We start from the raw sequence: 20,153 nt of genomic DNA, 5'->3' as shown, positions 1-20,153 counted from the left end.
CTGCCGGGCCGCTCCCCCGGCCTGCCCCGGCTGCCCGCCCCCGGGACCGCCGTAGCCACCGCCCCGACCCCCGCCGGGCCCGCCCTGACCGCCGGGCGCACCGCCGGGCAGGCCCGAGGGCACCCCGCTCGGCGTACCGGTCGCCACCCCGCTCGGCTTCCCCGTGGACGCCCCCGGGGGCACCCCGGACGGCGCACCGCTCGGCCGCCGGCCCGGCGCGCCGCCCGTCGGCATCCCGGACGGCACCCGGCAGCCCTGCCGGGCCCCGGAGTCGCCGCCGGACGAGCCGGACGAGGAGGAGACGCCCGAGCCGCACGCGGCCGGCAGCGGGGACAGCGCCGGCAGGACGGCGACGGGGACGAGACGGCACGCTTCATGAGAGTCGGCTCCGGCGGGGAGGGGAAAGTCCTGAAGGCGCACTCAACCCACCCCGCCCGGGCGGCACTTGAGCCCGCGCCGTCCGCCGGCTGTCAGTTCCCGGGCCGGGACCCCTCGTACAGCGCCGTGACCGAGCGCGCGCCCGCCAGCAGCTCGGCGCGGGCCTCGGGCGGGTCCAGGACCTCCACCTGGTCGGAGAATCCGAGGAGTTGGCGTACGGCGCGCAGCACCGGGTAGGCCAGCCGCGCGGTGGCCCACTCGCCCGTGCCGTCGTCGTCGGACACCGCCGTCAGCTGTGCGGCGGCCATGCGCCGGAACAGGTCGAGCCGGTCGCGCCGTACTCGCACGGTGACCTCGACGGCGTCCTCCCGCTCCTCCACCTGCCGGCGCAGCGCCTCCCAGGCGTCGGCGAGTTCGACGCCGGGCCGGCGCCGTACGGGCTCGTCCAGCAGCCGGGCCGAGCGCACCCGGTCGGCGCGGAACAGCTGCGGCCGGCCGCGCCGGTCGGCGACCAGGTACCAGACCCCGGCCTTGGCGACGAGGCCGTACGGATCCACGGTGTACGTCCGCGGCTCCCGCTCCCCGCTGTGCCGGTAGCGCAGCCGCAGGCGCCGGTCGGAGAACACCGCGCCCTGGAGCACCTCCAGGTCGGCGGCCTGCCGCGGGCCGCTCATCCAGCGGGTGGCGTCCACCAGGACGCGCCGGCTGGTCACCTCGGCGGCGGGCCGGTGCGGCGCCGGGAGCGCGGCCATCACCTTGCGCAGCGCGGAGCCGAGGGCCGCGTCCAGGCCGAGCGCGGCATGGGCGCCCTGGGCGGCCAGCACGAACAGGGCCCGGGACTCGTCGGCGGTCAGCCCGGTGACGTCGGTGCGGAAGCCGGGGAGGAGGGCGATGCCGCCGCGCCGGCCGCGCTCGGCGTACACCGGGACCCCGGCGGCGGACAGGGCTTCGACGTCCCGGTAGACGGTGCGCACCGACACCTCCAGCCGGTCGGCGAGTTCGCGCGCGGGCACGCGGCCCCGGGTCTGCAGGAGCAGCAGGATCGACAGCAGCCGGTCGGACTTCACGGCGCAAGGATCCCGCCGCGCCAGGACCCCGCGCAAATGTTGACGGGTTCTGTCAGGTTATCCGGGGATGCTCGGTGCACCGACTCACGAGAGGTGCATCCCATGACCACCACCGGTTTCACCGACCCGCGCCCCTTCTACACCCGTGCCACCGAGCAGGCGGCCGCCCTCATCCGGGCGGTGCGCCCGGAACAGCTCGCCGGCCCCACGCCGTGTACCGAGTTCGACGTGCGGGGCCTGCTGAGCCACGTGGTCGGCGGCACCCGGCGGATCGCCGTGGTCGGCGAGGGCGGCGACGGACTGGCGGTGGAGCCCGTCGCCGAGGACGTCGCCGACGACGGCTGGGCGGCGGCCTACGACGAGGTGCGCGTCCGCGTGCTGAAGGCCTGGGAGAGCGACGAGCGGATGGTGAGCCAGGTGCGCGTGCCGTGGGGCGAGGTGCCGGGGCACGCGGCCCTGTCCGGGTACGTCATGGAGATCGTGACGCACACCTGGGACCTCTCCGAGGCGGTCGGCCACCCGCACGAACTGGACCCGGAACTGGCCGAGTTCGCGCTCGCCACCGCCCGCCGGGTGCTGCCCGACTCCCGTCCGCGGGACGAGCAGACCCCCTTCGACAGCCGCCGCGAGGCCCCCGCGGGGGCGGACGCCTACGGGCGGCTGGCGGCCTGGCTGGGGCGCGAGCCGCTCAGCCGAGCCTGACCCGGGCGAGCTGGCGGGACTGGGCGACCAGGCGGTCCGCGCTGTCCCACACCTCGGCGTCCTCCTCCAGGAAGCCGCCGGCCAGGTTGCGGGTGATGATCGACACCCGCAGCGGGCCGGGGGCCGGGCGGTGCCGGACGTGGACGGTGAGCTCCACGGTCGGCACCCAGCCCTTGAGGCCGAGTTCGAAGGCGGTGGGCGGGAGGGCGTCCACGGCGAGGAGCAGCGAGAGCGGGTCGGCGTCGCGGCCGTCGGCGAGCCCGAACCAGGCGCGCATCTCGCCCTTGCCGGAGGGCGCGCCGAGCGCCCAGCCGAGGGTGGCGGGGTCCAGCTTGAGCATCAGCCGTTCGGTGATGGCGGAGCTGCCGTCGACCGGGGCCGGCCCGTCCTCCGGGCCGAAGCACTGCTCCAGCGGCGGGATCGGGGGCGGGGTGGCCGTCGTACGGACGTCGTCGGGCAGGGCGCCCAGGTCGCCGTAGGAGGCGAGGACGCGGATGCGTTCGACCTCGTTGCCCTCGTCGTCGTACTGGAAGAGCGAGGCCTGGCCGGTGGAGAGGGTCCGGCCGGTGCGCACGGTCTCGGTGCGCACGACCGCGGGACCCGGCTGGGAGGCGGTCAGGTAGTGCGCGGAGATGGTGAACGGGTCCGGGTGCGGGAGGCTGTCCGCGAGGGCCCGGCCGAGCACGGCCAGCAGGTAGCCGCCGTTGACGGCGCTGATGATGGTCCAGCCGGCCGAGAGGTCGATGTCGTAGACGCCGGGCTCGCGCCGGGTGACCGCGGTGTCGCGGTCGAACTCGCTGTCACCGATCAGGGCCCGTACGGCGGGGACGGAAGCTGCTTCTGGCATGGGTGAACGGTACAGCAGGAAACTACTAAGCGGTAGCTTTTTACGTGACGGCCGGATGACGCCATCCGGCCTCCGGGTGAGGCTCCGGCAATTTCTCGGTAAGTGTCCCGACACGTCCACAACCCCGGGCCGCCGAACTCCCTCTATGAGGACATGAGCCTGACCGGGACTCCGTTCCTCTACCTGACCGTCGTGCTGTCCGTGGTCGCCCTGATACTGCCGCTCGCGCTGTGGTCGCGGATGCGCGGGCCCAGGCCGCTGCGTGCCGTGGCCCGGGTGCTGATGCTGCTGTTCGCCCAGGGCACGGCCGTCACGCTGGTCTTCGTGCTGGTCAACAACCAGAACAACCTGTACGACAACTGGGCCGACCTGCTCGGCACCGGCGACCACGTCCAGCAGGCCGCCGACCTCGGCCCGGACGGCACCGGCGGTATCTCGGTGAAACGATTGCCCAAGGTGAGACAGAGCTTCACGGCCGCCGGCGGGCCCGGCATGCGGGCGGCCGGCGGGGTGCGGGTCACCCAGCTCCGGGGCCGGGTCTCCGGCGTGAACGCCGAGGTGTACGTCTGGCTGCCGCCGCAGTACGGCGAACCGGCCTACCGCCACACCAGGTTCCCGGTGGTGGAACTGCTGCCGGGCTACCCCGGCTCCGCCAAGGCCTGGTTCGGCGCGATGAAGGCCCACGAGCAGCTGCTGCCGCTGATGCGCAGCGGCCAGGTGGCGCCGTTCATCCTGGTCGCCCCGCGCACCAACCTGCTGGCCGGCGTGGACACCGGCTGCGCCAACGTCCCGGGCCAGGTCAACGCCGACACCTGGCTCAGCATCGACGTGCCGAAGATGGTCACGGACAACTTCCGGGCCCAGCCGGCGCCCCAGGGCTGGGCGGTGGCCGGCTACTCGGCGGGCGCGCACTGCGCGGTCAAGCTGGCCGTGGCCCACCCGGACCGCTACCGGGCCGCGGTGAGCATGTCCGGCTACAACGACCCGATCGGCGAACGCAACTCCCTCGCCGCCCAGAGCCCCGCGCTGCGCGCCGCGAACAACCCCTACCTGCTGCTGCGGAAGGCCGCCGAGCCGCCCCGGATCGCGCTGTACCTCTCCGGCCAGGCCGGCGACGGCTACCAGGCGGGCAGGGCCCTGGAGTCCGTGGCCAAGGCGCCGACCACCGTGCGGGTGGTGTTCCTGCCGCGCAGCGCGGGCGGTCACACCATGGCGCTGTGGCGTCCGCAGGTGGACACCGTCTTCCGCTGGCTGACCCTGCAGATGGGCCAGAATCACGCCAAGGGCCGGGACACGTCCGTCGCCGGGGCCGCTACTCCTCCGTCACCGTCGACCGGCGGTTCCACGCGCGCGGCGCTCGCCAGTGGAACCGCATCGCGAGCAGGCGCAGCACGAAAGCCGTGACGACCGCGAACCCACTGGTGAGGGGGTTGAGCACGCCGTAGCGGAGGCACAGCACGACCATCGTGGCGCCGACGATCGCGGGGACCGCGTACAGGTCGCGGTCCCAGCGCAGCAGCGAGGGCACCTCGTTGGCGAGCACGTCCCGCAGCACGCCGCCGCCCACGGCGGTGGCCAGGCCCAGCGTCGCCGACGCGGTCAGGCCGAGGCCGTAGCTGTACGCCTTGGTCGTCCCGCTGACACAGAACAGGCCGAGGCCGGCCGCGTCGAAGACGAGCACCGCCGCCTGGATGCGTTCCACGTGCGGGTGCAGGAAGAAGACGACGAGCGCGGCGAGCAGCGGCGTGACGAAGTACCCGAGGTCCGTGAAGGCGGCCGGGGGCACCGCTCCGATGACCAGGTCGCGGAACAGCCCCCCGCCCAGCGCGGTGACCTCGGCGAGCACGGCGATGCCGAAGACGTCGAAGTTCTTCCGGACGGCCAGCAGCGCGCCGGAGATCGCGAACACGAAGATGCCGATGACATCGAGCGTGTGCTGGACGGAGGGACTGAAGAGTTGCTGGAGCTGCACCCTGACATTCTCACCTGCCGGAGTGCGTGAACCTTACAAAGCCAGGCTCACAGGGCGGGCTTCCCTGTGGTGAACAGCCAGGTGTCGAAGAGATCGTCGAGCTGCTGCCCGCTGACGCGCTCGGCGAGGCGGATGAAGTCGGCGGTGTCCGCGTTGCCGTACCGGTGGAGCCTCGTCCAGGCCGGGAGCAGCTTGAAGAAGGCCGTGTCGCCGATCCGCTCGCGCAGCATCTGGAGCGTCATCGCGCCGCGCTGGTAGACGGCGGAGGCGAACATGGTGTCCCGCTGCGGGTCGGCGACCTTGATCTGCCAGAAGGCGGAGTCGGCCGGGCGGGCGGTGTAGCCGGCCAGGAAGGAGTCGTGGGCGGTGCGGGTGCCCTGGTGCTCGGCCCACAGCCACTGGGCGTAGGTGGCGAAGCCCTCGTTGAGCCAGATGTCCTTCCACTGCGCCACGCTCACCGAGTCGCCGAACCACTGGTGGGCCAGCTCGTGCACGATGGTCGTCTCGTTGCGCACGGCCGAGTAGGCGGGCTTGCTCTGCACCTCCAGCGAGAACCCCGCCTCCGGCATGTCGTCGACGATCGCGCCGGTCTCCTCGAAGGGGTACGGCCCGAAGACCTGCGACCAGTAGTCGGTGGCGGCGGCCGTGACGGCGTACACGTCGACGTTGTTGCTGTTCTTCAGCACGGGGTCGATGGCGACGTAGACGGGGATGCCGCCGGGCGTGCGCCCGGTGCGCACGTCGAACTTCCCGATGGTGGCGGTGGCGAGGTAGGTCGCCATCGGCTTGGACTCCCGCCAGTGGGTGTACGTCGAGCCGCCCTTGTCGTACGTCGACACCAGCCGGCCGTTGGAGACGCCGGTGAGCCCCCGGGGAGCCTTGATCCGGATGTCGTAGGTGGCCTTGTCGGCGGGGTGGTCGCTGGACGGGAACCAGGTGGAGGCGGCGTTGGGTTCGCAGGCGACGAAGACGCCGTCGGGGGTCTTCATCCACCCGTAGTCGGAACCGAAGACGATCGGCCCGCCGAGGGGCTGCGGTACGCCGCCGTAGGTCACCGAGACGGTGAAGTCCCGTCCCTCGCGGAGCGGGTGGCGCGGGGTGACGGTGATCTCGTCGCCGTCGCGCGTGAACCGCGCGGGTCTGCCGTCGACCTGGACCCCGGTGACCTCCAGCTGCTGGAGGTCGAGGTCGAAGGAGGTGAGCTTCTGGGTGGCGCGGGCCGTGAGGGTCGTACGGCCGTCCAGGCGGCCGGTGTCCGGGGCGTAGGCGATGTCCAGGTCGTAGTGGCGGGCGTCGAAGCCGCCGTTGCCCAGCCGGGGGAAGTAGGGGTCGCCGATGCCGGGGGCGCCGGGGGTGGGGGCGGAGGAGGCGGCGATGACGAGGAAGGAGGCTGCCGCGGTGGCGACAGCCCCCAGACGTGCCGAACGGGAGAGTGTCATGTGTCGTCCCTTTCGAGCGTGCCGATCAGTGGTCGGACACGGACGACTCTTCACTCTCCCGTCCAGGCATGTACATGACTTTGCCTAGTCGTCATGTGCTACTTGCCGGTCGACTCCTGGGAGTCGGTGCCGGCCGGACCCTCCGCGGGAGCGTCGGCCGCGGGCTCGGTCTTCACCTCGGAGGCGGCCGCCTCTCCGGAAGCCTCTTCTCCGGAAGCCGGCTTCTGCTCGGAAGCCGGCTTCTCGGAAGCAGTCGGCTTCTCGGGGGCCGCCGGCTCCTCGGAGGCAGTCTCCTCGGAAGCAGCCTTCTTCCCGGCGGCCGGTGCCTTCTCCGCCGCCGGTTCCTTCTCGGCCTGCCCCTCGGCGAGAACCGCGTCCGGGACCAGCTCCGACGCCTCCTTCGCCGCCGACAGCAGGACCGTGTCCTGCGGGGCCTGGTCCTCGAAGTCCTCCGGGTGGTGGCAGGCCACCCGCTGGCCGGGCCTCAGCTCGACGAGCTGCGGCTCGGTCGTCTTGCAGATCTGCGTCGCCTTCCAGCACCGGGTGTGGAAACGGCAGCCGGTGGGCGGGGCGATCGGGGACGGCACGTCACCGCGGAGGAGGATGCGCTCGTTCTTGGCGTTCCGCCGCTTCGGGTCCGGGATCGGCACCGCGGACATCAGCGCCTTGGTGTACGGGTGCATCGGCGACTCGTACAGCGAGGTGCGGTCGGCGAGTTCCACGATCTTGCCCAGGTACATCACCGCGATCCGGTCCGACACGTGCCGGACGACGGACAGGTCGTGCGCGATGATCACATAGGTCAGGCCCAGCTCCTCCTGGAGGTCGTCCATGAGGTTGACGACCTGGGCCTGGATCGACACGTCCAGCGCCGAGACCGGCTCGTCGGCGACCACCAGCTTCGGCTTCAGGGCCAGCGCGCGGGCGATGCCGATGCGCTGGCGCTGGCCGCCGGAGAACTCGTGCGGGTAGCGGTTGTAGTGCTCGGGGTTGAGGCCGACGACCGACAGCAGCCGCTGCACTTCCTTCTTGATGCCGCCCTCGGGGGTGACACCCTGGAGCCGGAAGGGGGCGCCCACGATGGTGCCGATGGTGTGGCGCGGGTTCAGCGACGAGTACGGGTCCTGGAAGATCATCTGCACGTCGCGGCGCAGCGGACGCATCCCGTTCACCCCGAGGTGGGTGATGTCCTTGCCCTCGAACTCGACCGTGCCGGCGGTCGGCTCCAGCAGCCGGGTGATCAGCCGGCCCATCGTCGACTTGCCGCAGCCGGACTCGCCCACGACACCCAGGGTCTCGCCGGCCCGCACCTCGAAGTCGATGCCGTCGACCGCACGCACCGCGCCGACCTGCCGCTGGAACAGGCCCTTGCGGATGGGGAAGTGCTTCTGGAGTCCGGTGACCTTCAACAGGATCTCGCCGGGCGCGGCGTCCTTGGTGAGGGTGGCCGCGCCTGCGGATGCCGGCTCCGCGCCGTCGCTCTGGGCAGGGATCTTCACTGCCTTGTCCTCTGCGTTCTCACTCACAGCTTCGGCGCAATCTCTTCGGTCCAGATCCGCTCCCGCTGCTCCTGCGACATGTGGCAGGCGGCCCAGTGCCGGCTGCCGACCTCGCTCAGCTCCGGGCGGACCGTGCGGGTGACGTTGTCCTTCGGGATGTCGGCGTACGGGCAGCGCGGGTTGAAGGCGCAGCCGGACGGAATGTTGATCAGCGAGGGCGGGGACCCCTTGACCGGAATCAGGCGTTCCTGCTGCTCGCGGTCGAGGCGCGGCATCGAACCGAGCAAGCCCCACGTGTAGGGGTGGCGGGGCTCGTAGAACACCTTCTCCGCCGGGCCGCGCTCCACGCACCGGCCGCCGTACATCACCAGCAGGTCGTCGGCCAGCTCGGCGACGACACCCAGGTCGTGGGTGATGATGATGACCGCGGAGCCGAACTCCTTCTGGAGGTCGCGGATGAGGTCGAGGATCTGCGCCTGGACGGTCACGTCGAGGGCGGTCGTCGGCTCGTCGGCGATGAGCAGCTCGGGGTTGTTGACCAGCGACATGGCGATCATGGCGCGCTGGCGCATACCGCCGGAGAACTCGTGCGGGTAGTTGTCCACCCGCTTGTCCGGCTGCGGGATGCCCACCCTGTCGAGCATCTCGATCGCCCGCCTGCGGGCGGTCTTCTTGTCGACGTCGTGGTGGATCCGGTACGCCTCCACGATCTGGCTGCCGATCGTGTAGTACGGGTGCAGCGCGGACAGCGGATCCTGGAAGATCATGGCCATCTCACGGCCGCGCAGCTTGCGCACCTCGGCCGGGTCGGCCGACAGCAGTTCCCTGCCGTCCAGCCAGATCTCGCCGGAGATCTGGGGCTTGCGCTTTCCGTACTGGCCGGTGGTGTGCAGGCCCATGATGCCGAGCGAGGTCACCGACTTGCCGGAGCCCGACTCGCCCACGATGCCGAGGGTCTTGCCCTTCTCCAGCTGGAAGCTGAGGCCGTCGACGGACTTGACCAGGCCGTCGTCGGTGGGGAAGTGCACCTTGAGGTCACGCACTTCGAGGAAGGCCGTGGGGGCGGCCGAGGCGGCGACGGGTTCACCGACGGCCGCGCCGGTCTTGTTCAGTTCGGTCATCCCAGCCTCACTCGCGGGTCGATGACGGCGTAGAGAAGGTCGACGGCGAGGTTGGCGACGGCGATCGCGAGCGCGGCGAAGAGGGTTACCCCGAGGATGACCGGCAGGTCGTGGCTGCTGATCGCCTGCACCGCGGCGAGGCCGAGGCCGGGCAGGTTGAAGGTGGACTCGGTCAGCACGGCGCCGCCGAGCAGCGCGCCCAGGTCCAGGCCGAAGACCGTGAGGATCGGGGTCATCGCGGAGCGCAGCGCGTGCCGCGTGATCACCGCGCGTTCCCCGAGGCCCTTGGCCCGGGCGGTGCGGATGTAGTCCTCGCCGAGCACGTCCAGCATGGTGGCCCGGGTGAGACGGGCGTACATCGCGGCGTTCAGCAGGGCGAGCACGATCCACGGCAGCAGCAGCGTCTCGAACCAGACGCCGACTGAGTCGTCCGTGTTCAGACCGTCCTCGATGTGGATCCAGCCGAGGTTGTGGACGAAGAGGCCCATCGCCACCATGCCGGTGAAGAAGACCGGCAGCGAGACACCGCCGAGCGCGCCGATCATCGCGGCGCGGTCCCAGACCGAGCCCCGCTTGAGCGCGGAGACGATACCGGCGGCGACACCGGCCGCGAGCCACAGGACACAGGCGCCGGCGGCGAGGGCGCCGGTCACCGGCATGGCTTCCTTGAGGGTGTCCCACACCGGCTTCTCGGTCACGAAGGAGTAGCCGAAGCAGGGGGCGGGGCAGTGGGTGACGTCGTTGCCGTTGGCGTAGTCACGGCCCAGCGGGATGCCCTTGACGAAGTCCCAGAACTGCACGAGGAGCGGTTGGTCGAGACCGAGCTTGGTGCGGATGCCCTCGATCTGTTCGGCTCCGGTGGCCTTGCCGGCGAAGAGAACGGCGATGTCCTGGCCCGCCCACTTGGGCAGCATGTAGAAGACGGTGAAGGTCGCGAGCAGGACGACCAGCACCATGATGAGTACGGCGAACAGGCGCCGGATGAGATAAGCAAGCACTGTGCGCGGCCCGGCGGCGACCGGGGCACTCCTTGTGGGAGTTCCCGGCCGCCGCCCGGGCCATCACCTGCCCTTCGGACTGGCGGGATGCGGCGGCAAGGGTTCGATCAGTTCGGGGGTGCGGCGACCGACTACTTCGCGACGCCCAGGGACACGTAGTCGTAGCGGCCGTTGTAGGCGGCGGACGAGTAGACGTTCGTCAGACGCGGACCGCGCCACGAGATGTTCTTCTCGTAGATGAACGGCATCCAGTCGGCGCTGTCGATCAGCTGCTTGTTCATCTGCTCGTACAGCGACTTGGCCTTGGCCTTGTCGGTCGTGGCGATCGCGTCGTCGAAGAGCTTGTCGATCTTCGGGTCCTTGATCTGCGACTCGTTGTAGTTGCCGTTCTCGAAGATGAACCGGCTGTCGAACAGCGGCTGCGCGTAGCCCTGGCCGGTCGGGAAGTCCGGGCCCCAGCCGCTCATCGTCATGCCGTAGCCGCGCTCCTTCACGACCTTCGGCGAGCCGGTGATGCTGGAGGACTGGGCGCCGTCGATCGAGTCGACCTCGATCTTGATGCCGACCTTGGCGAGCTGCTCCTGCAGCGCCTCGGCAGCGTCCACCTCACCCGGGTTGTTGGTACGGGCGGTGATCTTGGTGGAGAAGCCGCCGGGCTTGCCGCACTGCTTCAGCTCGTCCTTGGCCTTGGCCGCGTCCGGCTTGCCCTTGCGGGCGAGGACGCCGTACGGGTCGTAGTCGCTGTAGCCCGGGATGCTCTTCGGGAAGACGGAGTTGGCGATCTCACCACCGGCGATCTCACCACCGCGGGTCTGCTGCAGGCCCTTGAAGTCGGTGGCGTAGAAGACGGCCTTGCGGCAGTGGACGTTGTCCAGCGGCTTCGCCGTGTGGACCAGGGCCACGTACCGCACGAACGACGTCTGGATGTTGTCGATGTCGGCCTTGTGGTCCTGAACGGCGGTGACGCGGCCCGACTGGGTCATGCCGGTGCCGTTGACGTCGACGTCGTAGTCGCCTTCCATCAGCTTCTTGTCGTTCTCCTCCAGGTTGGCGGAGATCGTCACGGTGATCTTGTCCGGCAGGGCGGGACGGATCGGGTCCGAGGCCTTGTTCCAGGCGCCGTTGCGGACCAGCACCAGGCTCTTGCCGGCGTTGTACGACTGGACCTTGTACGGGCCGGAGGAGAAGGGGTGCTGGGTGTACTTGGCGCCCGTGTCCTTGTCGGCCTTCACGGGGGCACCCGTGGGCATGGCGAGGAACTGCTCGAAGTCACCGTTGGGCTTGGGCAGCTTGAAGACGATGGTCTGGTCGTCGGGCGTCTGGATCGCCTTCAGGCCCAGCTTGTCCTTGGCCTTGTCCTTGTAGGGACCCTTGTACTCGCCCTTGGGGTCGAGCGTCTGCTTGATGTACGCCGGACCACCGGTGATGACGTCGGTCGCCCAGATGCGCTCGATGCCGTACTTGATGTCCTTGGAGGTCAGCTTGGAGCCGTCTTCCCAGGTCAGTCCGTCACGCAGCTTGTAGGTGTAGGTCTTGCCGTCGGCCGAGACCTGCGCGGGGCCGGTGGCGAGGTCGCCGACCAGCTTGTTGGACGCCTCGCCCGGCTTGGTGTCGTAGGTGACCAGGGTGCGGGTGAAGAACCGCATGAAGTCCCAGGTCATGCCGTAGTAGGTGCGCTGCGGGTCGAGGGAGTCGAAGTCCTGCTTGCCGACGAACTTCAGCGTCCCGCCCTTCTTGGTGGACGCGTTGACGACCTTGTTCAGCGCAGCGTTGTAACCGGCACCCTTGCCCTTGCCGTCGCTGTCATCGTCACCGCCGCCGCACGCCGTGGTGCTCACCAGCGCCGCGACAACGAGGGCTGCGCCAGCAGCGAGCCGCCGCTTCGGGAAACCTGTGGGCATTTTCTCGTAACCTCCGAGATTCGCGGTCCCGGGTCTTAGCCGGAGAACCATGGAGAGAGCCACCTGACGATGCGGCAGGGGCAAGTCGTGGGTCAGCGGGTCCCCTTGGGGTCCAGCGCATCGCGCAGGCCGTCCCCGAAGAGGTTGAAGGCAAGGACGGTGATGAAGATGGTCGCGCCGGGGAAGACCATGAACATCGGGTCGTGCTCGTAGGTCTGCAGCGCGTCCCGGAGCATGCCGCCCCAGCTCGCGGTGGGCGGCCGGACACCCGCGCCGAGGAAGCTGAGGGCGGCCTCGGTGAGGATGTTGGTCGGGATCATGAGCGTCGCGTAGACGAGGATGGGGGCGACCAGGTTGGGCAGCAGTTCCCTGAAGAGGATGTGCCGGCTGCCGCCGCCCAGGCTCCGGGCGGCCTCGATGTACTCACGTTCCCTCAGGCTCAGCGTCTGCCCGCGGACGATACGGCCGACGTACGGCCAGCCGAAGAATCCGATGACGAGGACGAGCACGGCGATGCGTACGCCCGTGCCGGTCAGGCCCAGCAAGTCGTCCGGCAGGACGGAGACGAGGGAGATGATGAACAGCAGCTGCGGGAAGGACAGCAGCACATCCATCGTGCGGCTGATCAGCGAGTCCACCCAGCCGCCGAAGTAACCGGCCATGATGCCGAACAGGGTGCCGAACGCCACGGCCACCACGGCGGCCAGGAAGGCCACCAGCAGGGAGATGCGCGCACCGTAGACGATGCGGCTGAAGACGTCCCTGCCCTTGTTGGGCTCGGCGCCGAAGAGGAAGTCGCCGCTCACGCCTCCCCACGCGCCCTTGGGAAGGTTGGTGAGTTCGTCCAGTTGCTCCTGGTGGAACTCGTTGGGCGGGTGGCCGAGCAGCGAGACGATCAGCGGAGCGAAGACCGCGACCAGCACGAGGAACAGGACGGTGCACCCGCCCGCGAGGGCCAGCTTGTCCTGCTTCAGACGGTGCCAGGCGATCTGCTTGAGGGACCGGCCCTCGATCTTCCTGCCGCCGCCTGTCTCCGGCGGCGCGGTCGGGGCCGCTTCCGCGGTCGTGTCGTGCAATGGCGCCGTCATCTGGCAGGGACCCCTCTCAACCGGTGGTGACCGGCCCGCGCTTGCCGCTGGTGGCGGCCTCTCATCTGTCTGTCGTACACGGGGGCGAGCCCCTTGAAGGGGGAGTCTTCAACGCTTGTGCGATCAGTCGCCAGACTTGACGGTGAAAGGATGCGCAAACGTGATCGCGGCTGCGGTTTTCCGTTATCCGGACAGCGCGTAACGCCCCGCGAACGCGGCAAGTTGGAGCAAAACCCACGGGCCGGCGGACCCGTCGACCGCAGCCACACGGACGTGGCGGCACCGTGACCCACGTCACAGCAGGCACCACGACATGACCGGTTTCCGCCCCTGGGTGACAACTGTCCACGGAACAAGTCGGGGCATTCGCAGCGCGTAATTTACCCGTCAACGAGACTGAACAAGATCACTTGAGGTTTACCTGAGCATTGCCCCGTTCCGCTTAGGAATGTTCATGACATCCGATACGCGGGGCCGCTAGGTTTCCCGGCGTCACACAGGACCGTCAGGGCAACTCCCCGCCGTGCGGGGCGCCTTGGCGTATTCGAACGGGGAACGATGAACACACGCAGGAAGCTCACCGCGAGCGGCGCAGTGCTGGCCACTCTGGCGGGTTCGCTCACCATCGTCGCGGTGTCCGCGGGTACGGCCTCGGCCGGCTGCCAGCCCGAGGGCGACGACCTCAAGCCGAGGTACGTGGCCAGCTCGGCGAAGAAGGGCAAGATCAAGACCAGCCTGGCCAGCGCCGCCGTGCAGGGCCCCGGTGAGGCCCGGTACCACGACGTCAAGACGGCCGCCACCACCGTGGAGGGCTCCGCCGAAGCCAAGGCGGAGATCGGCAAGTGGATCGCCAAGGCCGAGGCCAAGGCCGGCGTGAAGCTCACGAAGAAGTGGTCCCACAAGGAGGAGTGGGAGTACGTCCTCTACATCGACCGGGGCAAGACCCAGCGCATCCGGATGTGGCACCTCGCCAAGAAGCAGATCATCACGAAGTACATCTGGGACGTCGCCCACTGCTCCAAGACCAAGGTGAAGTGGAAGCACACGATGCTGACCCCGATGAAGGGCAACTCCAACAACGTGTGGCTGCGCGAGAACGCCTGACGCCCGCACTGACGTGAGAAACGGGACCCCGAACCGGTGCGGGGTCCCGTTTTCGTCGGCTCCGGCGCGACCCGGTGCTCAGTAGCCGCCGTGCACCGGCGGATAGCCGTACCCGCCGGCCGGGGCCTGCGGCGGGACCGGCACGTGGAGCTGGGGCTGCGGCGCGGGCACGTGGGCCTCGCGGTCGTAGAAGGGGCGCGCGTTGACCCGCATCCACATCACCACCGGGTCGTAGTCGTCGCTCATCGCGACCGTCGACACCGGCAGCCCCTCCGGGACCGCGCCGACGGACTGCTGCATCATCGCGCGCACCGAGTCCACCGCGGCCGGCGAGGTCTCGTACACGTCCAGGCCGATGGCGAGGTACGGCGCCCCGAGCGCGGGCTGCACCCAGGCGCGGCGCAGCGAGCGGAGCGCGGGGGTGCGGTGCGCGTTCTGCGCCAGCAGGGCGTAGAACTGCGGGATCTCGATGCCGGGTTCGGACAGGCGCAGCGGGCCGGCGGGCTGGCGGTCCAGACCGGTGGCGATGCGGCGCAGATCCAGCCAGGGGATGCCGACGCCGCCGCCCGGGGCGTGCGGGTTGAGCCAGAGGCCGTAGTGGTCGGGGTAGAGGGTGCGGGCCACGTCCAGGCCGTCGACCACCTCGTAGGAGCGGTTCCAGCCACTGGCCGACAGCTCCTGGGCGGAGGTGACGCAGGGGGCGTAGTGGCAGCCGTCGACCTCCATGTTCCCGTACTGGGCGTCCGGGGAGCCGGCCTGGCCGTGCCACAGGAGCATCCAGATCTGGCCGGAGGAGGGGGTGGCGAGGGCGCGGAGCAGGGCCTCGTAGGCGTCGTAGCGTCCGGGCGTGACCTGGCGCAGCATGTGCTCGACGCTGCCGCTGTGGCTCGCGCTCACCTGGTGTACCGGCCCTTCGTTTCAGTGCCCCGCGTTCGGAGACAGCTTAAGCGCCTGGCAGCCCGGGGCCCTCTGTTCGTGCGCGGGCCCGGGTGTGCGGTGGGTTGTCGCGCCCCCGCGGCGGAGCCGCACACCGGATGCGGCCCCGCGCCCCTCGGGTGCGTTCAGTGGCCGTTCTGGTAGAACGGCCGGACGTTCGTCTTCAGCCAGTCGGAGACCGGGTCGTCGGCGACGTCCATGAGGACCAGGTTGACCGGCCACTTGACGGGGACCTTGCCGAGGGCGCGGCCCAGGGCGTCCAGCGGCAGGGTCCGCAGGTCGCCCTCCCACTGGGAGAGTTCCACGCCGACGAACATGACCGGCTCGGCCGTCTCGATGGCGGCCAGGCAGCGGCGGGCGGTGAGCACCACGCCGGTGCCGGCGAACTCGGCGGAGGCCGCGGAGAGGAAGTCGACCGGGTCGTCCTGCCAGTCGGGCTCGAAGAGCCGGACCCGGCCGCCGGTGTTGGGGCCGTCCAGCGGGGTGCGGCCGGCCCGGCACAGATCGGCCACGGCCTCGGGCGGCAGCGGGACGCCGACCACACCGCCCGGGTTCACCGCGATGCCCGCCTGCGGGGGCAGGCCGCGGGCGAACTCGACCGCCGGGGCGATGGTGTACGACATGTGGGCACCGGCCGCCTGGCGCAGCTGCTCCTCGGAGCTGAACACCGGTACGTACGTCCCGCCGTCGATCTCCATGGTCGGCAGGTCGAGCGGGCCGCTGTGCGGGCCCCCGCCGCCGGGCAGCGGTATCCACAGGAAGCTGCGGCCGAGCACCTCGATGATCCGGCCGCCCGCCGAGGGGACGCCGAGGGAGGCCGACAGCACCTCCTCCAGCTCGTTGCCGGGCCAGCCGCCGTGCGGCTGGGGGTGCGCCTGTGCCGGGAAGTCCGCGGGAATGTCCGCCGGGAAGTCCATCTGCCTACCGCCTGCTGGGAACCACTGCTGTGAGCATGAAGGCTAGCGGGTGGCTGTGACAGTCCCTCATCGAGTGAAGCCCACGCGCCTGAGGACGTCCGCCGCGTCCCGGTCCAGCAGCACCGCCGCGCCGCAGCCGGCGGGCAGCTCGCCCCTCTCCACCGCGCGCAGCAGCCGGGCGGTGGTGCGGCGGTGGCGGCGGAAGGCGTAGCGGGAGACGCCCCGGCCGCGCTCGTGCTGGCCCTGCCGGGCCGTGCCGGGGCTGACGTCCAGCAGGAGCAGGTGCAGGGTGCCGCCCCGGCGCCGGGCCTCGCGGGCCAGCCAGGCGCGCACCCAGGCCTGGGTGCCGCAGTCGTGCACGACGACTCCCTCGCCGGTGCGCAGGGCACGGCGCAGGGCGGCGTAGTGGGCGAGGCGGACCAGGGGGCGGTACAGCGCGTAGGGCAGGCGGCGGGGGAGGCGGGCCGCCCAACGGTCGCGGGCGTCCTGGGAGTCGATGCGGTGGCCGGTGACCGCGCGGTGCATCAGGGTGGACTTGCCGCTGCCGGGCAGTCCGGTGATCACCACCAGGTCGCGGGGGCCGAAGAGCAGGGCGTGCGGGCTGCGGCCGGCGCGGTCGCGCAGGTCGCGGACGACCGGGGCGGGCCGGCCGGCGCCGGGCCGGCGGGTCAGGGCGGGGGCCGGCTTCGGCACCGCGATGCCGGCGTCGGTGGCGTAGGCCGAGGTCCTGTTCACCGTGATCGTCCTCCCAGTGGGCTCGGTCGTCCCATCCCCGTTGTATGTAAAGAGAAGGTAATGGGCAACGGTCGGCGCTTCGTGTGCGTAGTGCCACAGGTCGGTCACAAGCAGCGTGCTCTGGCTGGCCGCGGTGCGGCGTGCAATGATGTGCGCGCCAACTGCATACCGGCCGTTTGAATCCGCGCGGGAGAGTTCCCAGCCGCACGTCTGTGCCGCTGGGGCGCCGAAGGAGCAAGTCCCTCCCTTGAATCTCTCAGGCACCGTTACCGCGCGGGCGAGGCACATCTGAAAAGCGGGCCGCCGTGACGGCGGCTCCACCCAAGGTGCAAGCCCTGATCGTCCCTGTGGCGGTCGTGGCGAACCTCTCAGGTTCCGATGACAGATGGGGAGGAACGTTCCTCGCCCCATCCCTGTTGCCCTGGGAGACGACCGACCGATGAGCAGTACCGAACCCACTGAGCTGCGCCACACCGCGCTCGATGCCGTGCATCGTTCGCTCGGTGCGACGATGACCGACTTCGCCGGCTGGGACATGCCGCTGCGCTACGGCTCCGAGCGCGACGAGCACCTCGCCGTGCGTACGAAGGCGGGTCTCTTCGACCTCTCCCACATGGGCGAGATCACCGTCACCGGTGCCGAGGCCGCCGCCCTGCTGAACTTCGCCCTGGTCGGCAACATCGCCTCCGTGGGCGTCGGCCGCGCCCGGTACACCATGATCTGCCAGGCCGACGGCGGCATCCTGGACGACCTCATCGTCTACCGCCTGGCCGAGACCGAGTACATGGTGGTGGCCAACGCCTCCAACGCCCAGGTGGTGCTGGACGCGCTCACCGAGCGGGCGTCCGGTTTCGACGCCGAGGTCCGTGACGACCGGGACGCGTACGCGCTGATCGCCGTGCAGGGCCCCGAGTCCCCCGGCATCCTGAAGTCGCTCACCGACGCCGACCTGGACGGCCTGAAGTACTACGCCGGCCTGCCCGGCACGGTCGCCGGCGTCCCCGCGCTGATCGCCCGCACCGGCTACACCGGCGAGGACGGCTTCGAGCTGTTCGTGAAGCCGGAGCACGCCGTCGAGCTGTGGCAGGCGCTGACCAAGGCCGGCGAGGGCGCCGGTCTGGTCCCGTGCGGGCTGTCCTGCCGGGACACCCTGCGCCTGGAGGCGGGCATGCCGCTGTACGGGCACGAGCTGACCCGCGGGCTGACCCCCTTCGACGCCGGGCTCGGCCGGGTGGTGAAGTTCGAGAAGGAGGGCGACTTCGTGGGCCGCGAGGCGCTCGCCGAGGCCGCCGCCCGGGCTCAGGAGAACCCGCCGCGGGTGCTGGTCGGCCTGGTCGCCGAGGGCCGCCGGGTGCCGCGCGCCGGGTACGCCGTCGTCGCCGGCGGCGCGGTGATCGGCGAGGTCACCTCCGGGGCCCCCTCCCCCACCCTGGGCAAGCCGATCGCCATGGCCTACGTCGAGGCGGCGTACGCGGCGCCGGGCACCGAGGGCGTCGGCGTGGACATCCGGGGCACCCACGAGCCGTACGAGGTCGTGGCGCTGCCGTTCTACAAGCGCCGGAAGTGACACCGTCGTAGCCCCACGTCGTGCCGGAACGTGACGTCGGGCACATCGGCGCTGCTCACGCGCGTTCTCAGCAGTCCCCCCTTCATCAGCACACCCCCGCGTACAGGAGAATTCAGGCCATGAGCAACCCCCAGCAGCTGCGCTACAGCAAGGAGCACGAGTGGCTGTCGGGCGCCGAGGACGGCGTCTCGACGGTCGGCATCACGGAGCACGCGGCCAACGCGCTCGGTGACGTCGTCTTCGTCCAGCTCCCCGAGGTCGGCACCACCGTGTCCGCGGGCGAGACCTGCGGCGAGCTGGAGTCGACGAAGTCGGTCTCCGACCTGTACTCGCCGGTCACCGGCGAGGTCACCGAGGTCAACGAGGACGTCGTCAACGACCCGTCGCTGGTGAACTCCGCCCCCTTCGAGGGCGGCTGGCTGTTCAAGGTACGCGTCGCGGAGGAGCCGGCCGACCTGCTCTCCGCCGACGAGTACACCGCCTTTTCCGCCGGCTGAGGAGTCGTAGCCCTATGACTGTCCTGAACACGCCCCTGCACGAGCTGGACCCGGAGATCGCCGCCGCGGTCGACGCCGAGCTGAACCGCCAGCAGTCGACCCTGGAGATGATCGCCTCCGAGAACTTCGCGCCGCTCGCGGTGATGGAGGCCCAGGGCTCGGTCCTGACCAACAAGTACGCCGAGGGCTACCCGGGCCGCCGTTACTACGGCGGCTGCGAGCACGTCGACGTCGCCGAGCAGATCGCCATCGACCGGGTCAAGGAGCTGTTCGGCGCCGAGTACGCCAACGTGCAGCCCCACTCCGGCGCCTCCGCCAACCAGGCGGCCCTGTTCGCGCTGGCCCAGCCCGGGGACACCATCCTCGGCCTGGACCTGGCGCACGGCGGTCACCTGACCCACGGGATGCGGCTGAACTTCTCCGGCAAGCAGTTCAACGTGGTCGCCTACCACGTGGACGCCGAGACCGGCCTGGTCGACATGGCCGAGGTGGAGCGGCTCGCCAAGGAGCACCGCCCCAAGGTGATCATCGCGGGCTGGTCGGCGTACCCGAGGGAGCTGGACTTCGCCGAGTTCCGGCGGATCGCCGACGAGGTCGAGGCCTACCTGTGGGTCGACATGGCGCACTTCGCGGGCCTGGTCGCGGCGGGTCTGCACGAGAACCCGGTGCCGTACGCCGACGTGGTCACCTCGACCACCCACAAGACGCTGGGCGGCCCGCGCGGCGGCATCATCCTGGCGCGCGGCAAGGACTTCGCGAAGAAGCTGAACTCGGCCGTCTTCCCGGGCTTCCAGGGCGGTCCCCTGGAGCACGTGATCGCGGCGAAGGCGGTCTCCTTCAAGGTCGCCGCCTCTGAGGACTTCAAGGAGCGCCAGCGCCGTACGGTGGAGGGCGCCCGCATCCTCGCCGAGCGCCTGACGGCTCCCGACGCCCGTGAGGCCGGGGTGAACGTGCTGTCCGGCGGCACGGACGTGCACCTCATCCTGGTCGACCTGCGCGAGAGCGAGCTGGACGGCCGGCAGGCCGAGGACCGCCTCCACGAGGTCGGCATCACGGTCAACCGCAACGCCGTCCCGAACGACCCGCGTCCGCCGATGGTCACCTCGGGTCTGCGTATCGGTACGCCGGCCCTGGCCACCCGCGGCTTCACGGCCGAGGACTTCGCCGAGGTCGCGGACGTGATCGCCGAGGCGCTGAAGCCGTCCTACGACGCCGAGGCCCTCAAGGCGCGCGTGAAGGCGCTCGCCGAGAAGCACCCGCTGTACGCGGGTCTGAACAAGTAAGTCACCTTTCGCGGGGCACCGCGCACACTGGATGTACCGGCGTGGGGGGGGGGCGCGCCCCCAAACACCACAAATTGTACAAACAAAACGGAAAAAACCAAC

Annotated in this window: 19 protein-coding genes and 1 riboswitch; of the genes, 7 read left to right on the top strand and 12 right to left on the bottom strand. The window is 70.6% G+C overall.

What is annotated here, in order from left to right:
• Positions 1-163 precede the first annotated feature (163 nt).
• Positions 164-379, top strand: coding sequence for a hypothetical protein (locus ABZ923_RS01550; RefSeq protein WP_361465320.1), 216 nt, complete (start codon positions 164-166; stop codon positions 377-379).
• Between the two features lie 91 nt (positions 380-470).
• Here ABZ923_RS01550 and ABZ923_RS01545 read toward each other — a convergent pair whose 3' ends face one another.
• Complete coding sequence (locus ABZ923_RS01545) at positions 471-1,445, bottom strand: YafY family protein (RefSeq protein WP_361465318.1); 975 nt, start codon at positions 1,443-1,445, stop codon at positions 471-473.
• A gap of 102 nt (positions 1,446-1,547) precedes the next feature.
• Between ABZ923_RS01545 and ABZ923_RS01540 the strand changes: the two genes are divergently transcribed.
• Positions 1,548-2,147, top strand: coding sequence for a TIGR03086 family metal-binding protein (locus tag ABZ923_RS01540; RefSeq protein ID WP_361465315.1), 600 nt, complete (start codon positions 1,548-1,550; stop codon positions 2,145-2,147).
• Here ABZ923_RS01540 and ABZ923_RS01535 read toward each other — a convergent pair.
• Positions 2,134-2,994, bottom strand: coding sequence for a thioesterase family protein (locus tag ABZ923_RS01535; RefSeq protein WP_361465313.1), 861 nt, complete (start codon positions 2,992-2,994; stop codon positions 2,134-2,136). The two genes, ABZ923_RS01540 and ABZ923_RS01535, sit on opposite strands and share 14 nt — an antisense overlap.
• 153 nt (positions 2,995-3,147) lie before the next feature.
• On the opposite strand from ABZ923_RS01535, the gene ABZ923_RS01530 reads away from it, so the two are divergent.
• Positions 3,148-4,398, top strand: coding sequence for an alpha/beta hydrolase-fold protein (locus tag ABZ923_RS01530; protein ID WP_361465310.1), 1,251 nt, complete (start codon positions 3,148-3,150; stop codon positions 4,396-4,398).
• Here the strand turns inward: ABZ923_RS01530 and ABZ923_RS01525 are convergent.
• The 7 genes from ABZ923_RS01525 to ABZ923_RS01495 form a co-directional block, all read right to left on the bottom strand.
• Entirely contained in the window at positions 4,307-4,966 is a 660-nt protein-coding gene (locus tag ABZ923_RS01525) for a trimeric intracellular cation channel family protein (RefSeq protein ID WP_361465307.1), read from the bottom strand. The two genes, ABZ923_RS01530 and ABZ923_RS01525, sit on opposite strands and share 92 nt — an antisense overlap.
• 47 nt (positions 4,967-5,013) lie before the next feature.
• Positions 5,014-6,405, bottom strand: coding sequence for a M1 family metallopeptidase (locus tag ABZ923_RS01520; RefSeq protein WP_361465304.1), 1,392 nt, complete (start codon positions 6,403-6,405; stop codon positions 5,014-5,016).
• A gap of 98 nt (positions 6,406-6,503) precedes the next feature.
• Entirely contained in the window at positions 6,504-7,904 is a 1,401-nt protein-coding gene (locus tag ABZ923_RS01515) for a dipeptide ABC transporter ATP-binding protein (protein ID WP_361465301.1), read from the bottom strand.
• Positions 7,905-7,927: 23 nt separating this feature from the next.
• The gene (locus tag ABZ923_RS01510) at positions 7,928-9,025 is read right to left on the bottom strand and encodes an ABC transporter ATP-binding protein (protein ID WP_361465298.1); all 1,098 of its coding nucleotides are present in this window, start codon (positions 9,023-9,025) and stop codon (positions 7,928-7,930) included.
• On the bottom strand, positions 9,022-10,023 hold the full coding sequence (locus ABZ923_RS01505; protein ID WP_361465296.1) for an ABC transporter permease: 1,002 nt from the start codon (positions 10,021-10,023) through the stop codon (positions 9,022-9,024). The genes ABZ923_RS01510 and ABZ923_RS01505 overlap by 4 nt, the downstream gene beginning before the upstream one ends.
• Positions 10,024-10,154: 131 nt before the next feature.
• Positions 10,155-11,924 carry an ABC transporter substrate-binding protein gene (locus ABZ923_RS01500; RefSeq protein WP_361465293.1) on the bottom strand — a complete coding sequence of 590 codons (1,770 nt, stop codon included), beginning with the start codon at positions 11,922-11,924 and terminating at the stop codon, positions 10,155-10,157.
• Positions 11,925-12,016: 92 nt separating this feature from the next.
• Entirely contained in the window at positions 12,017-13,012 is a 996-nt protein-coding gene (locus ABZ923_RS01495; protein ID WP_361465290.1) for an ABC transporter permease, read from the bottom strand.
• Between the two features lie 558 nt (positions 13,013-13,570).
• Here ABZ923_RS01495 and ABZ923_RS01490 point away from each other — a divergent pair.
• On the top strand, positions 13,571-14,116 hold the full coding sequence (locus ABZ923_RS01490; protein ID WP_361465288.1) for a hypothetical protein: 546 nt from the start codon (positions 13,571-13,573) through the stop codon (positions 14,114-14,116).
• Positions 14,117-14,194: 78 nt separating this feature from the next.
• Here the strand turns inward: ABZ923_RS01490 and ABZ923_RS01485 are convergent, their stop codons facing one another.
• The 3 genes from ABZ923_RS01485 to ABZ923_RS01475 all read right to left on the bottom strand — a co-directional run bounded on the left by ABZ923_RS01485 (position 14,195) and on the right by ABZ923_RS01475 (position 16,710).
• On the bottom strand, positions 14,195-15,013 hold the full coding sequence (locus tag ABZ923_RS01485; RefSeq protein WP_361465285.1) for an enhanced serine sensitivity protein SseB C-terminal domain-containing protein: 819 nt from the start codon (positions 15,011-15,013) through the stop codon (positions 14,195-14,197).
• 164 nt (positions 15,014-15,177) lie between these two features.
• A complete protein-coding gene (locus ABZ923_RS01480) occupies positions 15,178-15,969 on the bottom strand; it encodes an enhanced serine sensitivity protein SseB (protein ID WP_361465282.1) in 792 nt (263 codons plus the stop codon).
• 66 nt (positions 15,970-16,035) lie between these two features.
• Positions 16,036-16,710 carry an AAA family ATPase gene (locus tag ABZ923_RS01475; protein ID WP_361465783.1) on the bottom strand — a complete coding sequence of 225 codons (675 nt, stop codon included), beginning with the start codon at positions 16,708-16,710 and terminating at the stop codon, positions 16,036-16,038.
• A 171-nt stretch (positions 16,711-16,881) separates the two neighbouring features.
• A riboswitch (glycine riboswitch) is annotated at positions 16,882-16,986 on the top strand.
• Positions 16,987-17,143: 157 nt separating this feature from the next.
• On the opposite strand from ABZ923_RS01475, the gene gcvT reads away from it, so the two are divergent.
• The 3 genes from gcvT (at position 17,144) to glyA (ending at position 20,051) form a co-directional block, all read left to right on the top strand.
• A complete protein-coding gene (gcvT, locus tag ABZ923_RS01470) occupies positions 17,144-18,271 on the top strand; it encodes a glycine cleavage system aminomethyltransferase GcvT (protein WP_361465280.1) in 1,128 nt (375 codons plus the stop codon).
• 119 nt (positions 18,272-18,390) lie between these two features.
• Positions 18,391-18,768, top strand: a complete 378-nt coding sequence (gcvH, locus tag ABZ923_RS01465) for a glycine cleavage system protein GcvH (RefSeq protein WP_361465277.1) — start codon at positions 18,391-18,393, stop codon at positions 18,766-18,768.
• Positions 18,769-18,782: 14 nt separating this feature from the next.
• On the top strand, positions 18,783-20,051 hold the full coding sequence (gene glyA, locus ABZ923_RS01460; protein ID WP_361465274.1) for a serine hydroxymethyltransferase: 1,269 nt from the start codon (positions 18,783-18,785) through the stop codon (positions 20,049-20,051).
• The last annotated feature ends 102 nt before the right edge of the window (positions 20,052-20,153 follow it).

The organism is Streptomyces sp. NPDC046881 (assembly GCF_040645015.1).
In the GTDB taxonomy this organism is placed as follows: Bacteria; Actinomycetota; Actinomycetes; order Streptomycetales; family Streptomycetaceae; genus Streptomyces.
Note: the sequence above shows the minus strand (reverse complement) of the source record. Positions and strands in the feature narration are given on the sequence as shown.

What these genes read in the sequence shown, in the direction of transcription:
- ABZ923_RS01540 (WP_361465315.1), top strand. Translation starts at nt 1,548, where the DNA reads ATGACCACCACCGGTTTCACCGACCCGCGCCCCTTCTACACCCGTGCC.
- ABZ923_RS01535 (WP_361465313.1), bottom strand. Translation starts at nt 2,994, where the DNA reads ATGCCAGAAGCAGCTTCCGTCCCCGCCGTACGGGCCCTGATCGGTGAC.
- ABZ923_RS01530 (WP_361465310.1), top strand. Translation starts at nt 3,148, where the DNA reads ATGAGCCTGACCGGGACTCCGTTCCTCTACCTGACCGTCGTGCTGTCC.
- ABZ923_RS01520 (WP_361465304.1), bottom strand. Translation starts at nt 6,405, where the DNA reads ATGACACTCTCCCGTTCGGCACGTCTGGGGGCTGTCGCCACCGCGGCA.
- ABZ923_RS01510 (WP_361465298.1), bottom strand. Translation starts at nt 9,025, where the DNA reads ATGACCGAACTGAACAAGACCGGCGCGGCCGTCGGTGAACCCGTCGCC.
- ABZ923_RS01500 (WP_361465293.1), bottom strand. Translation starts at nt 11,924, where the DNA reads ATGCCCACAGGTTTCCCGAAGCGGCGGCTCGCTGCTGGCGCAGCCCTC.
- ABZ923_RS01495 (WP_361465290.1), bottom strand. Translation starts at nt 13,012, where the DNA reads ATGACGGCGCCATTGCACGACACGACCGCGGAAGCGGCCCCGACCGCG.
- ABZ923_RS01490 (WP_361465288.1), top strand. Translation starts at nt 13,571, where the DNA reads ATGAACACACGCAGGAAGCTCACCGCGAGCGGCGCAGTGCTGGCCACT.
- ABZ923_RS01480 (WP_361465282.1), bottom strand. Translation starts at nt 15,969, where the DNA reads ATGGACTTCCCGGCGGACATTCCCGCGGACTTCCCGGCACAGGCGCAC.
- gcvT (WP_361465280.1), top strand. Translation starts at nt 17,144, where the DNA reads ATGAGCAGTACCGAACCCACTGAGCTGCGCCACACCGCGCTCGATGCC.
- gcvH (WP_361465277.1), top strand. Translation starts at nt 18,391, where the DNA reads ATGAGCAACCCCCAGCAGCTGCGCTACAGCAAGGAGCACGAGTGGCTG.
- glyA (WP_361465274.1), top strand. Translation starts at nt 18,783, where the DNA reads ATGACTGTCCTGAACACGCCCCTGCACGAGCTGGACCCGGAGATCGCC.